Genomic DNA, 15,202 nt, shown 5'->3' with positions numbered 1-15,202 from the left:
GTCTTATCGGATGGTGGATTGTCGCCGGTTTACTTCGACTGTGGCGCGATCCGCCGCGCGCCGGTCCGCCAATGCGCGGAAGGCCTTCTTGCACTGTGTATCCAATAGGATAAGGCCCTGCGCCTGGGTCAAGCGACTCTGGCATTCCTGCTTCAGGCGATCTTCGACGGCATCCCAGGCTGCGGCGATCCACCGCGCTTCTTCCGCATAGTACTGGTCTCGTTCAGCGACAGTGTCGAACCTGTTTCGCTGCAACCGGATGCGGACCCATGCCGGAAAGTCTCCGGCCCCGGCGCTTTTTTCGCGCTTTGGATAGGGGGCGAACGCGAGATCGATGGCTCCCGGCTGAGTCATGCGCTCGGCCAGACGCATGCTTTTGTTGACGTGCATGGCTTTACGCTGCCGTACAAGTCCGTCCCCGAAGCAGTCGATGACGGGATTGTCTCCATATTCATAGAGCGGGACGAGGCGCGGCGTGGTGACGGTCAGAGGTGGGCTCTTGCCTCCGGTCACAATGCAGCGCTGACCTGTCGGCACGGTATCGACCAGGGTGAGTGGCAAGGCATCGTCACGCAGAGGGTTCGCCGGGAATGAGCCGCTCGGCGGTGGCGGGTCGGCGCAGGCCGCTGCGAGAAAAAGTGTGACCGCAAGACCGGCCATGGCTCGGGCGTTTATCATGCGCTGCTGTCCAGCCAGATCGTGACCGGCCCATCATTGATCAGGGAAACCTTCATGTCTGCCCCAAACCGACCGGTTTCGACCGGCAGGCCCGCTGATTTCAGACATGAGCCGAAATGTTCGACGAGGGAGTTCGCCAGATCCGGCGCGGCGGCGCCGATGAAGCTCGGCCGGTTGCCCTTTCGGGTATCGGCGGCGAGGGTGAATTGCGAGACGACCAGCACGCGGCCGCCGATATCGGCGACGGAGCGGTTCATCTTCCCGGCATCGTCCTCGAAAATCCTGAGTTTCGCGGTCTTCACAGCAAGCCGTTCGGCTTCCGCCTGCCCGTCGCCCTCGACGGCGCACACCAGGGCCAGAAGACCGGGGCCGATCTCACCGACAATGACACCGTCGATCCTGACGGCGGCTTCACTCACTCTTTGTAGCAGTACGCGCATTCCGGACGTTCCCTTGCATGCGGGCGAAAGTGAAACGGGCCGATCCTGAAAGAAGCGGATGAATAAGGCCGGCTGTACTCACTCCTCGGCGTCGTCATCCTCGTCGTCTTCAACCTCGACCTCTACAGGCACGCCCGGCAATTGCTTGCGGGTGCGGAAGGAGAGGGCGGTTTTCACGTGGGAGACGTTCGGTGCCGGGGTGAGGCGGGTGGTCAGGAATTTCTGGAAAGTGTCCCAGTCCTTGGCGACCACTTTCAGCAGGAAATCGGTCTCCCCGGACAGCATGTGGCACTCGCGCACCTCGGGCCAGTCTTCGACCATTTCCTCGAAGGCGACCAGATCGTCTTCGGCCTGGCTGTTGAGGCCGACGAAAGCGAAGATCGTGACCTTGTAGCCGAGCGCCTCCGGATTGACGTCCGCATGATAGCCGCGAATGAAGCCGGCCTCTTCGAGCGCGCGCACGCGCCGCAGGCATGGAGGCGCGGAAATACCGGCCCGGTTCGCAAGATCCACGTTGGTCATGCGCCCATTGTCCTGCAGGTCGCGAAGGATGCGTCGGTCGATACGGTCAAGCTTGACGCGCCGCATGGCGGATGACTCCTGGTTCGATTGAGTGACCGGCAGCGGAAGGTTTCCCTTGCCGGATATTGCAGTGCAGAATAAAGCAGGTGGGATCGTTCGCGCAAGATTATTACATCTCCTTGTCATATTCGTGCGTAAATATTGTGATGGAGCATCCTATGAGTCAGCCGGTGGATGTGTCGGCCTGGGTCGTCAGCGACGGAACCCGGGGCATGGAGGTGCAGTCGATTGCTCTCGCACGGGCACTCGGCATTGAGCCCGTGATGAAACGTATCCGCCCTTCCCCGCTGCTGCGCGCCTTTCCGGCGCTGGGGAGCTGGCGGATGATTCCGTCGAGCGCTGGGGGCGACCCGCTCACGCCGCCCTGGCCGGATCTTGTCATCGGATGCGGCCGGCGCAATGCGGGCGCTGTGCTTTCGGTCAAGGCGCGGTCGGGCGGCCATAGCTTTGCTGTGCAGATCCAGGATCCGCGAATCGATCCGGAGTTGTTCGACGCGCTGATCGTTCCGGAACACGATCCGGCGCGGGGCGATAATGTGATCGTGACCACGGCTTCCCTGAACAGCCTCGCGACCCTCGATCTGCGGGCCGAGGCGAAACGCTTCAGCCATATGGTCCAGCCGTTGCCGGGGCCGCGCGTGCTTGTCGCGGTCGGCGGTGCCACCCGTCGGCAAAAGGTCGAGGATGCGCTGGTGGACCGGTTTGTCGGTAACCTTGTGCGGCTGATCGACAGCGGCTGCGGCTTGATGATCACGGCCTCCCGGCGGACGCCGGAGCGGCTGGTCCAGGCGCTTTCCGCTCTCGGGCAGAATGAGGCAGCCGCCTGCTTCTGGAACGGGGAGGGGGAGAACCCCTATCTCGGTTTCATCGGCGCGGCTGACGCCATTGTGGTTACATCCGACTCGGTGAACATGGTCTCCGAAGCCTGTTCATCGGGCAAAGGCGTCTATGTCGCCGATCTGTTGGTGCCGACAGGCCGGATTGCCGCTTTCCATCAAAATCTGCGGGCTCGAAAACTGACACGGCCGTTCGACGGGCATGTTGAGCCGTTTCTGTATGAGCCGCTGAACGATGCCGTGAGCGTAGCGGAGGCGTTGTGTCCGATGCTGGAGCGCCATCTGAAGCAGTGCGGCCGCTAACGGCTTGCAAGAGTGCGGCTCAGTCGAGCCTGTAAGACGCAATCACTTTGCCGTTCTGGTTTCCTGTCTCGATAAAACCGAGCGCGCGATAGAAGGACTGGGCGCCCGCGTTCTCTTCCCTGATTACAGCACGGATCGTTCGGAACCCCAGGCGCTTAAGCTGCTTCAGCATTTCATTGAAGAGGCTTCGGCCGACACCCCGGCGGGACGCTTTCAGATCCACGAAAGTGCTGATGTCGCACTGCGTGGGACGATCGGGGTCAGGCAGGCAATCCTGGACGCCAAGAAAAGTGTCCGTCGCATCTTCAATCGCTGCCAGATAGGCGGATCGGTTTGGCAGGGTCCGGATGAAGCTCTCCTGATCCGGCCCCGTTATGGTTTTGGTCATGGCAGTGAGTCTGCCGTCCGCGATAATCGGGTTTATCAGGTCGGCAATGGCAGTAGCGTCCGTGACCTTTATCTGCCGCACCCGGAATGCGCTTTGGGCCGTTATCATGTTTGCATTTCATTGGGGCGGGGCACGGCGATGCCGAGGAGCTGGTCGACATTTTCCCGGTCACTTGCCAGAGGGAAGAGGCCGCGCCAGATATTGATTTGATCGATCCTGTCGTGAGGAATGGCGCCAACCCAGAAGGTCGGGGTTCTCTCCTCTACGGTTCTGTCGAAGCTGTCGAGCATGAACCGGCGGTCGCTTTTCTCGAATACCTTGGACGCAAGCTGGCGCGTCGGATCGCGCCCGACAAGAGAGACATTGCTGGTTCCGTTCAACCTGTAGCAATAGTCCAGTGCGCCATCAGGCGCCCTTATTACATCCATCAGGAATATCCACGGAAGAACATCCCGCGGAAGGTTCTCGGGTTTGAAATCGGTGCGGGCAGGAAGGGTCGGCTCTACGGCCAGTCCACGCCAGAACCGGTAGGCGGTCCTTGTGAGCGAATCCTCGGGTACTTCGTCCAGCGTGATGCGCTTGAGGAAAAGAAATGCAGATCTTTTAATCGCAGACTGGTCGGGATGGCCCATACGTGCCTTCCTGATTGCTTTCCGAATCTCGGTGGGTCGTTAATCCAATAATAGTACAAATTATAGCTAAAGCTACTTTTGAGATGCTATTTCATATCGCCCGACAGGCGGCGCGGCTCGCCGATACCGAGGATCATATTCACTGTTTTCCGGTCACTCGCCAGCGGGAAAATGCCGCGCCAGACGGCAACAGTCTCGTAGCGTGCATGCGGGATACCGGCCTTCCAGAAGGTCGGTATCGCCTGATGCACTGTTAGGTCGAGACTTTCGTTGAGGTATCTGAGCTCCGGCGTTGAAAAATATTCTGTGTTCAGGTGGCCGGTCGGGTCGAAACCGATCGTCGCAACGGCGCTTGTTCCCATGAGCTTGCAGCGGTAGTCGAGGGTGCCGTTCTCGTTGCGCACCACTTTATGCAGGAAGACCCATGGCATGATCTTACGGGGCACGTCCGTCGCGTCGAAGTCGCTCCGGGCCGGCAGGGATGGCTCCGGAGCCAGAGCCCGCCAGAATGCATAGGCTGTTCTGATCAGTGAGTCCTTGGGCAGATCCTCAAGATCAATCCGTTTCGCGAACAGAAAATCTGTTTTACTGAAAGGTTGCCGTCCCCATTGGGCCATTGTGTGCCCCTAATTTGTATCGCTTTTTACGCGTTTTATATAATTAGTAGGGCAATTCCTTTTAAAATCCAGCTTTTCGTTAGACTGCGGGGCGTTAGAACTTGCCGAGTGCCTTTGTGAAATCGGCAATCAGATCGCCCTTGCTTTCAATGCCCGCAGAAATCCGGACCAGACCTTGACCGATGCCGAGTGCCTGGCGGTCGGCCTCTTCCATCGCCCGGTGTGTGGTCGTGTAGGGATGGGTGATCAGGCTCTTTGTATCGCCGAGATTGTTCGAGATATCGACGATCGTGAGGCCGTTCAGAAGCTTGAAGGCAGCCTCTTTGCCGCCCTTGACGTCGAACGAGACAAGAGTGCCGAAGCCGCTCATCTGCTTCGCCGCCAGCGCGTGCTGCGGGTGGGAGGCGAGTCCGGGATAGATGACCCGCGAGATGGCGGCATGGCTTTCCAGGAATTCGGCGATGGCCTGCGCGTTCTCGGACTGGCGGCGCACACGGAGGTCGAGAGTCTCAAGGCCTTTCAGCAAGACCCAGGCATTGAACGGGCTGAGACAGCCGCCGGTATGGCGCATGAAAGGCTCAAGATAATCCTTGCGGAACTCTTTCGAACAGAGCACGGCTCCGCCCAAGGTCCGGCCCTGGCCGTCGATATGCTTGGTGCCGGAATAGACTGAGATGTCGGCGCCGAGGCGGATCGGCTGCTGCAGGATCGGGGTCGAGAAGACGTTATCGACGACGACGCGTGCACCGGCCTGCTTGGCGATGGCGACAACAGCCGGAATGTCGATGATCTCCAGGGTCGGGTTGGAGGGGGTCTCGAAGAAGAAAACCTTGGTGTTCGGTTTGACCGCGCTTTGCCACTGGGCGATGTCGGTGCCGTCGATCAGCGTCGCCTCAATCCCGAACTTCGGGAAGATCTTGGTCACGATGTGATGGCAGGAGCCGAACAGGGCCCGGGCTGCGACCACGTGATCTCCCGTCTTGAGCTGGCAGATCAGGGCTGCCCAGACTGCGGCCATGCCGCTGGCGGTGGCGAAACAGGTCTCGGCGTCTTCCAGCAGGGCCATCCGATCCTCGAACATCTGGACCGTCGGGTTGCCGTATCGGGAATAAACGAAACCGTCTTCCTCGCCGTTGAAGCGAGCCTCGGCCGATTCCGGGCTGTCATAGACATAGCCAGACGTGAGGAACAGGGCCTCTGAGGTCTCTCCGAACTCCGACCGGTTGGTGCCGCCGCGCACCAGGCGGGTTTCCAGATTCCAGTCGGCGGCTTCGGTGAAGGCGGGGCTGGTTTTGTCGGACATGGTCGTCTGCTCCTTGGTCTCTGATTGGGCCCACGGGAGCATTCCCCGTGGCGCTTTAGCACTTGGTGACGCGGATGCAAGCTGCCCTCAAATCCCGCGGGTCCAATCGGCTGGACCAAGCCTGAAACAAAAAAATCCGTCGCGGCGGTGCCGGACGGATCGAAATCCCTCTTTAGCCGCATTTTTAAAGCGCCCGCAATCTGAGTCTCAAATCGGCGCTGGGTTCTGCAATAGACGAGGGCGGCAGGGCATGTCAAGCGCCAGGCCGTCACGGGATGGGTTTTAACAGTTTTGAAACAGCTCTATCCATGGGTAGAGACGAAAACATGTTACTCTACCTTAGAAGGTTTTTCTAAGCGTGCCACAGAGCATGCAGACATGGAGAGAATGATGACTGGGTTCTGCCGGTTGAAGAATGTTTTTGTCTCCGCAGCGCTGCTTTTGGGCCTTGGAACAGGTCTTGCTGCCGCGACCTGCCCGGAAGAGCAGAGTGCTCCGGTCCTGCCGACGGATCTTGAACTGTGCCGGAAACTTGATTCCGTCGTCCGCGATCCTTCCGCGCTGCCGCTGCGGGAATACGAATTGAAGCTGCAGGAATATTTCGTGAATTTCTGCCATCGCGACAAGACGTCCGGCTGGGTGCGGGACAAGTTTGTCCGTGATACCGGACCAGAGACGGCGCATCTGACCGGCGGTGAGTGGATCGGGACCTATCACGGCACGCATGCGCCGGTGGTGATCTGGTACTCGCCGGAAATGTTCGATTGGATCAAGGACAACCGGACCCCGGCGGACGAGGATTCGGGCACGGACAAGGCGCCCGTTCCGGACGGTGCGATCATGGTGAAGGAGATGTACTCCTCCCCGGCATCGGTCTGTTCTGCGGTGGAGCCGGAGAAGCTGATCCCGAACATCCACGGCGCCGCGATCATGGTGCGTGATTCCAAGAAAAGTCATGACGGCTGGTTCTGGGGCTGGTTTGGCTGGAAAGGCTGGGCTCCGGACTATCCGGCGAACCAGTCCTCCAACCTGATGGTCAATATGGGGTTCGCGCAATACTGCATGAACTGCCATGCCTCCGCCCGGGACAACATGACCTTCTCCTCGCAGAAGAATATCGAGGGGGAGCCGGGGCATCCGCTGGTGTTCCTCAATCAGGACGAGGACCCGACGCCGGACACGGCCTCGAACCATCCGGTCGTCACATTACCGACTGATCAGGTCCGACGGCTGGGACAACCTCTCTATGCCTACAATCCCGCATTCACAGAGGCCTTCCAGTGGAACGGGCCCGGGGCGGCACCGGACTATGCGACTGTCCCGAAGATGCCGTCGGAGACTTATGACGAAACCTTTGTGGCCGCCGGCGGCCCGACGATCCATGACGAATATCTGACCTCCAGCCAGTGTCTTGGCTGCCACGATGCGGGCAGCACGGGCTTGCAGTTCGATATGACGGAGCCTGTGTCGCCAGATTATGGCGACGGCTCGGATGCCGCGGCCGGAAAGATGTGGAACCATTCTCCCTATGGCTCCTGGCGGACATCCCCGATGGGGCTGGCCGGACGTGATCCGATCTTCTTCGCCCAGCTCGCGAGCGAGACCCAGACCTTCCATAAAGCCGACGCCAAGCTGGTCGAGAACACCTGCCTCGGCTGTCACGGCATTCTGGGGCAGCGTCAGTACGGCATCGATGTCAGTACCGGCAAGATCAAGCCGTTCGCCACCATGCCGAAGGGTGAGGACCCGGCTGGCTGCGGAGCCTTCACCCGCGAAGTGGTCGAGGCGACGCCGTGGCCATCCGAAAAAGCCAGGAACGAGCATGTCGAATATGCCGATTACGGGGCTTTGGCCCGGGACGGTATTTCCTGCACCTCCTGTCATCGCATGGTGCTCGGCGAAAACATCTCCGACGAGGTGAAGGAGCGACCCGAGAACAAATGCGTGGTCGAGCGGCAGGCCTTCCTCAATCCGGACGTTGACGGGTTTGCCAAAACCTTCACCGGCTCGTTTTTGGTCGGTGGTCCGGAGGTGATCTTCGGGCCGTTCGAGGACCCGAAGACAGCGCCGATGGTGGACTCCCTTGGCAACAAGCCGGCGCATAACACAACCCTCGCCATGTCGGAGACCTGCGGCACCTGTCACACGGTCCACCTGCCGGTGATGCATGAGGGCAAGACCGTCGGTCATGTCTATGAGCAGCTGACCTATCCGGAATGGGCCTTTAGTGCCTATCGCACCGGAACCTCGCCGGACGGCCCATTGCCTGAAGGTGCGGGCTCTATCTCAAAGAGCTGCCAGGACTGCCACATGCCGTCGAAGACAGCGGACGGGAAGCCGGTGAAATCGCGGATCGCGAGCATCCAGGAATTCTCCAATTTCCCGCAGGCCGAATTCAATCGCGGCCCGGATGAAATCGATCTGCCGGTGCGCGAGGGCTTTGCCGAGCACACGCTGGTCGGGCTCAACGTCTTCCTCACCAGCATGGCCCAGCAATTCCCGGACGTGCTCGGCATCAGGACCCAGGACCCGATGATGGGCAAGAAGGGCATGGACCCGTTGATCTATACCGAGCAGAAGATGCTGGATCAGGCGGCGAAGGCGACGGCCGATCTTGCGGTCACCAAAGTCTCTATAGACACTGACAAGGCGCTTCTTGAGGCGGATGTCTCCATCACCAATCATGTCGGGCACAAGTTCCCGTCGGGGGTCGGCTTCCGCCGGGCATTCGTGACCTTTGACGTCATGGACCGGCTGGGGAATGTGATCTGGTCCTCCGGCAATACGGACGGTGCGGGTCGCATCGTTGATCCGGATGGCGCACCCCTGCCGGGCGAGATGTGGTGGAAGGACGATTGTTCTGCCCGGATCGAGCCCGAAAAACGCCTGCACCAGCCGCACCACCAGCTCATCACGCGGCAGGATCAGGTGCAGATCTATCAGGAACTGGTCAGTACGCCGAAGCCGGGCTCCAGTAACCCGCAATGCGGTCACGACGCAAAGCCGGAAGGCCAGCTGACCACATCTTTCCTGTCGATCTGTGCGGAGGTGAAGGATAACAGGCTGCTGCCGACCGGTTATCTTCCGCTCGAACAGCGCAAGGAGATTGCGGCGGCACTGGGCGCCGGTGCGGACATGGCCGAGGATGCCGGGTCTCTCGGTGTCGGGGATGATCCGGACTACAAGAGCGGTGGCGGGGACAGGCTGAGCTATGCCGTCCCGCTGGGCGAGCTTGCGGGCACGCCCGTATCGGTCCGCGCCCGGCTATCCTACCAGGCGACACCGCCCTTCTACCTGCAGGACCGGTTCTGCACGGCCAAGGGCAAGGACCGCGACCGGCTCTATTTCCTCAGCGGGAATCTCAATCTGGCGGGTACGCAGGCCGAGAATTGGAAGTTCACCATCGCCGATACGGGTTCGGTCACCGTGCCGGCGGGTCACTAACGGGACCCTGAACGAAGAAGAGCCCGGCGAACCGGGCTCTTCTCTTCAATTCTGTGCGCGGCAAGGCGCCGGAATTACATCACGGCAATGCTGAGGATTTCGTAGCTTTTCGAGCCGCGTGGCGTCGCCACCTCGGCACTGTCTCCGACCCGTTTTCCGATCAGAGCGCGTGCGATCGGGGAGGAGGTCGAGATAAAGCCCTTCGAAATGTCGGTCTCGTAGGGGCCGACAATGGTGAAGGTCTGCTCTTCGTCCGTATCCTCATCCGCGACCTTGATAATGGTCCCGAAGGTTACCGTTTCGCCGCCGAGTTTGGCGGTGTCGATAACGTCGGCGCGGCTGGTCGCGTCCTCAAGCTCGAGAATGCGGCCTTCGATGAAGCTCTGGCGTTCGCGTGCGGAATGATACTCGGCATTCTCTGAAAGATCGCCGTGTTCGCGTGCTTCCGAAATGGCCTTGATGATCTCGTAGCGCTCCACAGTCTTAAGCTGCTTCAGCTCGGCCTTGAGGCGATCAAAACCTTGCGCCGTCATCGGGACTTTTTCCATTAAACCGACCTCGGTTACTTACTCAAAAAGCTTACAAAAAAGGCGACCCGCTCTTCCGAGGAAGAGTCACCGGTGGCGCCCGGTCCTACCGCCGGCCGTCAAAACGATCCGCTTAGATAGGATTGCAACGGTGCCACTTCAAGGCGACCGGCCCGCATCGCTTTCATTGCCTGAACTGCGGCTCGGGCACCTTCGACCGTCGTATAGTATGGAATATTGTGGGTCAGCGCAGTCTGACGCAAGCTGAAACTGTCCGAGATCGCCTGGGCCCCGCCGGTGGTGTTGAAGACCAAATCAACGTGTCCTGAGAGCATGTTGTCGACGATATGCGGCCGGCCCTCGAGCACTTTCTTGGTTCGGTCGACACGCAAGCCGGCCTCTTTCAGGACATTCGCCGTGCCTTCGGTAGCCAGCAGCTGATAGCCCATTTCCGCGAGATCGATAGAGAGTTTGACGATCTCCGCCTTGTCTTCGTCGCGCACGGACACGAAGACCGTGCCGGACGTCGGCAGATGCGTGCTCGCGGCCATCTGGCTCTTGGCGAAGGCGCGGCCGAAATCTTTGTCGATGCCCATGACTTCGCCGGTAGATTTCATTTCCGGGCCGAGAATGACATCGACGCCGGGGAACCGGTTGAACGGGAAGACGGCTTCCTTCACCGCGACATGGTCCGGCATTTTCGTCGGCAGCGGGAAGTCGGCCAGTTTCTCGCCGGCCATGATGCGGCTGGCGATCTTGGCAATCGGCACACCGGTCGCCTTGGCGACGAACGGCACGGTCCGGCTGGCGCGCGGGTTCACCTCTAGGATGAAGACCGCACCGTCCTTGACCGCGAACTGGGTGTTCATCAGGCCGACCACCTTCAGGCCTTCGGCCAGCAGGGTCGCCTGGCGCCGGATCTCCTGGATCACGGTTTCGGGCAGGCTTTGCGGCGGCAGGGAGCAGGCGCTGTCGCCGGAATGAATCCCGGCTTCCTCGATATGCTCCATGATGCCAGCGATATAGACCTGTTTGCCATCGGAGAGGCAATCCACGTCTACCTCGACGGCGCTGCGCAGGAAGCTGTCAACCAGCACCGGGTTTTTTCCCGATACGATGACGGCCTTTTCCATATAACGGCGGAGCTGCGACGGCTCATGCACGATCTCCATGCCGCGGCCACCCAGTACGTAGGACGGGCGGATGACAACCGGATAGCCGACCTCGCGGGCAATGGCCTCTGCCTGCTCGACGGTAAAGGCGGTGCCGTTTGCTGGCTGACGCAGGCCGAGATCGTTCAGCAGCGCCTGGAACCGTTTCCGGTCCTCGGCGAGATCGATAGCGTCCGGCGATGTGCCGAGGATCGGAATTCCGGCATCTTCAAGTGCCTGGGAGAGCTTCAGCGGGGTTTGCCCGCCGAGCTGCACGATGACGCCTTTCACCGTTCCGTTGGACTGTTCCTTGCGGACCAGCTCAATCACGTCCTCCGCGGTCAGCGGCTCGAAATAGAGCCGGTCGGACGTGTCGTAGTCGGTCGAGACGGTTTCCGGGTTGCAGTTGACCATGATGGTCTCGTACCCGGCCTCGGACAGCGCGTAGGCGGCATGGACGCAGCAATAGTCGAACTCGATGCCCTGACCGATCCGGTTCGGCCCGCCACCCAGGATGACGATTTTCTCGGCATCGGTCGGATCGGACTCGCATTCTGGGGCTTCGTAGCCATTGCTCTCGTAGCAGGAATACATGTAGGGCGTGGGGGACGGGAATTCGCCGGCGCAGGTATCGATGCGCTTGTAGACCGGGCGGATATCCAGTGCGTGGCGGGCCGCCGTCACGTCGGCCTCTTCCGTGCCTGTCAGCTCGCCGAGCCGGGCGTCGGAGAAGCCCATTTGCTTCAGCCGGGCGAAATCCTTCGCATGGGTCGGCAGGCCGGCTTCGCGAACCTCCGCCTCGACGGCCACGATTTCTTCGATATGACGCAGGAACCACGGATCGAAGTGGCTGGCATTCTGGATTTCCTGCAGCGAGAGACCTGCCCGGAAGGCCTGGGCCACGCGCAGCAGCCGGTCCGGCGTCTGTTCGCTGAGCGCCGCAAGGACCCGCTGTTGATCAACGCCGTCGCTGCCGACACCCGGCATATCAACTTCATTGAGGCCAGTCAGGCCGGTTTCCATGGAGCGCAGGGCCTTTTGCAGGCTCTCCGGGAAACTGCGGCCGATGGACATGGCCTCGCCGACCGACTTCATAGCCGTGCTCAGCAGTGGCACCGCGTTCGGGAACTTCTCGAAGGTGAAGCGCGGGATCTTGGTGACGACATAGTCGATGGTCGGCTCGAAGCTCGCCGGCGTCGCGCCGCCGGTGATGTCGTTGCTGAGCTCGTCAAGCAGGTAACCGACAGCCAGCTTCGCCGCGATCTTCGCGATCGGGAAACCGGTTGCCTTGGACGCCAGCGCGGAGGAGCGGGAGACGCGCGGGTTCATCTCGATGACGATGAGCCGTCCGTTCTCCGGATTGACCGCGAACTGGACGTTGGAGCCGCCGGTCTCGACACCGATCTCGCGCAACACCGCGAGGGAGGCGTCGCGCATCCGCTGATATTCCTTGTCGGTCAGCGTCAGGGCTGGGGCGACGGTGATGCTGTCGCCGGTATGGACGCCCATCGGATCGACGTTCTCGATGGAGCAGATGATGATGCAATTGTCCGCCTTGTCGCGGACAACTTCCATCTCGTATTCCTTCCAACCGAGCACGCTTTCCTCGACCAGCACGGAGCTGACCGGAGAGGCGCGCAGGCCGTTGCGAATGATCTGCTCGTATTCCTCGACATTGTAGGCGACACCGCCGCCTTCGCCGCCAAGGGTGAAGGACGGGCGCATGATGGCCGGTAGGCCGACATGGGATAGTGCATCCATCGCTTCCTCGACCGTGTGCACGAGGCTTGAGCGCGGGGAATCGAGACCGATCTTGTCCATTGCGTCGCGGAACAGCAGCCGGTCTTCCGCCTTCTCGATGGCTTCCAGCTTGGCGCCGATCAGCTCGACATTGTACTTGTCCAGCGTGCCGTCCTTGGAGAGCGCGATCGCGGTATTCAGCGCGGTCTGTCCACCCATGGTCGGGAGCAGCGCATCCGGGCGCTCTTTCTCGATCACACGGGCGACCATCTCGGGCGTTATCGGCTCGATATAGGTGGCGTCGGCAAGGCCGGGATCGGTCATGATCGTGGCCGGGTTCGAGTTTACCAGGATGACCCGGTAGCCCTCTTCCTTCAGGGCCTTGCAGGCCTGTGCGCCGGAATAGTCGAACTCGCAAGCCTGACCGATGATGATCGGGCCGGCCCCGATGATCATGATGGACTGGATATCTGTACGTTTGGGCATGGCGCCGCTCAGCTTTCCTTGTCGATCAGATCGACAAACCGTTGGAAGAGGTAATGGCTGTCCCGCGGCCCCGGGGAGGCCTCAGGATGGTACTGCACGGAGAAGACCGGGCGGCCCGTCAGACGGATACCCTCGATCGAACCGTCGAACAGCGAGCGGTGGGTGATCTCCACACCGTCCGGCAGACTGCCTTCGCTGATGACGAAGCCGTGGTTCTGCGAGGTGATTTCCACTTTACCGGTCGTCAAGTCTTTCACCGGATGGTTCGCGCCGCGATGGCCTTGATGCATCTTTTCGGTCTTGGCACCGAGCGACAGCGCCAGCATCTGGTGGCCAAGGCAGATGCCGAAGACCGGCTTGCCGCTATCCACAAGCTTACTGATTTCTGCGACCGCATACGCACCGGTCGCCGCCGGATCGCCCGGGCCGTTGGCGAGGAAGATACCGTCAGGCTCATGCGCCAGGATTTCCTCGGCCTTGGCGTCTGCCGGAACGACGGTGACCTTGCAGCCGAGGCTGGCGAGATTGCGCAGGATGTTCCGCTTGGCGCCAAAATCCACTGCCACGACATGACGCTTGATCTCTGGCTCGGCCTCGAAACTGTCTTCGCCGTTGATGCCGTTGCGGGCGAACTCCCAGGTGCCTTCGCGCCACTGATAGGTCTGCCGGCAGGAAACCTGGATCGCCAGGTCCATACCTTCCAGGCCCGGCCAGTCCTGCGTCGTCTGCCAGAGCGCATCGAGATCGAACACACTGTCCGGAGCATGCACGAGGCAGCCGGTCGGGGCGCCGCCGTCACGGATGCGCCGGGTCAGGCGTCGTGTGTCGATGCCGCTGATACCCGGCAGATCGAAACTTTTCAGCCAGTCGTCGAAATGCCGTTCGGCACGATAGTTCGAGGGCTCGGTCAGATCGGCGCGCAGCACCAGGCCGAGGGCGGCCGGTGTGGTTGTCTCGACGTCCATTGAATTGGCGCCGACATTGCCGATATGCGGGAAGGTGAAGGTGATGATCTGACCGGCGTAGGACGGATCGGTCATGATCTCCTGGTAGCCGGTCAGCGAGGTATTGAAACAGACTTCGCCGACGCGGGTTGTGGCGGCGCCCAATCCTCGGCCCCAGAACAGGGTGCCGTCCGCCAGCATCAGAACGGCGGTGGCGCCATCCGGCTTGGTGACGGAGGAGAAGTCGGGTTTAGCGTTATCGGCGGTCGCAGGCTGCGCCATTACGAATATCCCTCGTGAATCGCTGCGGTTCCGGCACACGTGAACCGCGGAGGATCTCATGGGATTTCCGCTTGCTCGACATTTAAATGTCAATTCAGGCCAGGCCGGGCGCTTCGGTGGCGCTTTGATAAAGAATGCCGGGCAATAGGTCAAGGATCTTGTTTTGTGTATAATTCAATAAATTCAATTAGTTAGGAATTGTGCCTTGCGTTTTGCGCCGCGATGTCGATGGTGTAGGCGAATTCGCGCGCCGGTCTTTTCAGAAACCCGCCGCGAATAAGGCTAGGGGTAGTTTGGAAAAAATGTTGCGCGCCGCATTCAGTGACGCCTTGAAAGAGGCTTTGAAATCCAAGGAACAGTGTGCTGTCAGCACCATCCGGTTGATTTTGGCTGCTTTGAAAGACCGCGATATCGCCGGCCGTACAAGCGGTCAGCCAGACGGCATTGGCGACGATGAAATCCTGGCCATGCTGCAGACCATGCTTAAGCAGCGGACCGAGTCCATCCGGATGTATGAAGAAGGTGGCCGGTTGGAGCTTGCCGAGCAGGAAAAAGCCGAGATGGAAGTCATCCGCCGTTTCATGCCGCAGCAGTTGAGCGACGACGAGATTACCGAAGCTGTCGAATCCGTGCTTCAGGAAATCGGTGCCCGCGAGCTGAAGGATATGGGGCGCACCATGGCGGCCCTGAAAGAGAAATATGCGGGCCGCATGGATTTCTCCAAGGCCAGCGGCCTCGTCCGGCAAAAGCTCGCCTAACCTGATATTTTCCTGAGAAATCTCGATCCGGGATTGTTTTTGACCGGAACGCCTCCGAGGTTCACTATTCCTGACCCGCTCCGCGAGGGCA

13 protein-coding genes and 1 riboswitch are annotated in these 15,202 nt (G+C 60.5%); of the genes, 3 read left to right on the top strand and 10 right to left on the bottom strand.

The annotated features are described in order from the left end of the window. Positions 1 to 3: 3 nt before the first annotated feature. The 3 genes from VOI22_RS11425 to VOI22_RS11415 form a co-directional block, all read right to left on the bottom strand. Complete coding sequence (locus VOI22_RS11425; RefSeq protein ID WP_323796611.1) at positions 4 to 678, bottom strand: hypothetical protein; 675 nt, start codon at positions 676 to 678, stop codon at positions 4 to 6. Continuing rightward, on the bottom strand, positions 675 to 1,118 hold the full coding sequence (gene dtd, locus VOI22_RS11420) for a D-aminoacyl-tRNA deacylase (RefSeq protein WP_323796610.1): 444 nt from the start codon (positions 1,116 to 1,118) through the stop codon (positions 675 to 677). Before dtd ends, VOI22_RS11425 begins: the two co-directional genes overlap by 4 nt. A 78-nt stretch (positions 1,119 to 1,196) precedes the next feature. Continuing rightward, positions 1,197 to 1,706: an Lrp/AsnC family transcriptional regulator gene (locus VOI22_RS11415; protein ID WP_323796609.1), complete on the bottom strand. Its 510-nt coding sequence runs from the start codon at positions 1,704 to 1,706 to the stop codon at positions 1,197 to 1,199. Positions 1,707 to 1,858: 152 nt separating this feature from the next. Here VOI22_RS11415 and VOI22_RS11410 point away from each other — a divergent pair, with 152 nt between their 5' ends. Beyond that, positions 1,859 to 2,839: a mitochondrial fission ELM1 family protein gene (locus tag VOI22_RS11410; RefSeq protein ID WP_323796608.1), complete on the top strand. Its 981-nt coding sequence runs from the start codon at positions 1,859 to 1,861 to the stop codon at positions 2,837 to 2,839. Positions 2,840 to 2,858: 19 nt separating this feature from the next. Here VOI22_RS11410 and VOI22_RS11405 read toward each other — a convergent pair whose 3' ends face one another. From VOI22_RS11405 to metZ, 4 genes are all read right to left on the bottom strand, one after another. After that, positions 2,859 to 3,335 carry a GNAT family N-acetyltransferase gene (locus tag VOI22_RS11405; RefSeq protein WP_323796607.1) on the bottom strand — a complete coding sequence of 159 codons (477 nt, stop codon included), beginning with the start codon at positions 3,333 to 3,335 and terminating at the stop codon, positions 2,859 to 2,861. Continuing rightward, the gene (locus VOI22_RS11400) at positions 3,332 to 3,859 is read right to left on the bottom strand and encodes a PAS domain-containing protein (protein ID WP_323796606.1); all 528 of its coding nucleotides are present in this window, start codon (positions 3,857 to 3,859) and stop codon (positions 3,332 to 3,334) included. The genes VOI22_RS11405 and VOI22_RS11400 overlap by 4 nt, the downstream gene beginning before the upstream one ends. A gap of 86 nt (positions 3,860 to 3,945) precedes the next feature. Continuing rightward, entirely contained in the window at positions 3,946 to 4,476 is a 531-nt protein-coding gene (locus VOI22_RS11395) for a PAS domain-containing protein (protein ID WP_323796605.1), read from the bottom strand. Positions 4,477 to 4,570: 94 nt separating this feature from the next. Further along, complete coding sequence (metZ, locus tag VOI22_RS11390) at positions 4,571 to 5,779, bottom strand: O-succinylhomoserine sulfhydrylase (RefSeq protein WP_323796604.1); 1,209 nt, start codon at positions 5,777 to 5,779, stop codon at positions 4,571 to 4,573. Positions 5,780 to 5,930: 151 nt separating this feature from the next. Further along, positions 5,931 to 6,008, bottom strand: a riboswitch (SAM riboswitch). A gap of 158 nt (positions 6,009 to 6,166) precedes the next feature. Between metZ and VOI22_RS11385 the strand changes: the two genes are divergently transcribed. Further along, positions 6,167 to 9,223 carry a cytochrome P460 family protein gene (locus VOI22_RS11385; protein WP_323796603.1) on the top strand — a complete coding sequence of 1,019 codons (3,057 nt, stop codon included), beginning with the start codon at positions 6,167 to 6,169 and terminating at the stop codon, positions 9,221 to 9,223. Positions 9,224 to 9,297: 74 nt separating this feature from the next. Here the strand turns inward: VOI22_RS11385 and greA are convergent, their stop codons facing one another. The 3 genes from greA to carA all read right to left on the bottom strand — a co-directional run bounded on the left by greA (position 9,298) and on the right by carA (position 14,353). Next, on the bottom strand, positions 9,298 to 9,771 hold the full coding sequence (gene greA, locus VOI22_RS11380) for a transcription elongation factor GreA (protein ID WP_028466504.1): 474 nt from the start codon (positions 9,769 to 9,771) through the stop codon (positions 9,298 to 9,300). A 98-nt stretch (positions 9,772 to 9,869) separates the two neighbouring features. Continuing rightward, on the bottom strand, positions 9,870 to 13,127 hold the full coding sequence (gene carB / locus VOI22_RS11375) for a carbamoyl-phosphate synthase large subunit (protein ID WP_323796602.1): 3,258 nt from the start codon (positions 13,125 to 13,127) through the stop codon (positions 9,870 to 9,872). 8 nt (positions 13,128 to 13,135) lie between these two features. Continuing rightward, on the bottom strand, positions 13,136 to 14,353 hold the full coding sequence (gene carA, locus VOI22_RS11370) for a glutamine-hydrolyzing carbamoyl-phosphate synthase small subunit (protein ID WP_323796601.1): 1,218 nt from the start codon (positions 14,351 to 14,353) through the stop codon (positions 13,136 to 13,138). Between the two features lie 302 nt (positions 14,354 to 14,655). Here carA and VOI22_RS11365 point away from each other — a divergent pair, with 302 nt between their 5' ends. After that, entirely contained in the window at positions 14,656 to 15,111 is a 456-nt protein-coding gene (locus VOI22_RS11365) for a GatB/YqeY domain-containing protein (protein ID WP_323796600.1), read from the top strand. Positions 15,112 to 15,202: the final 91 nt, after the last annotated feature.

Origin of the sequence: Nisaea sp., assembly GCF_034670185.1 — a bacterium.
Taxonomy (GTDB): domain Bacteria; phylum Pseudomonadota; class Alphaproteobacteria; order Thalassobaculales; family Thalassobaculaceae; genus Nisaea.
The sequence above is the reverse complement of the archived record's forward strand: the minus strand, read 5'-3'. Positions and strand labels throughout refer to the sequence as shown.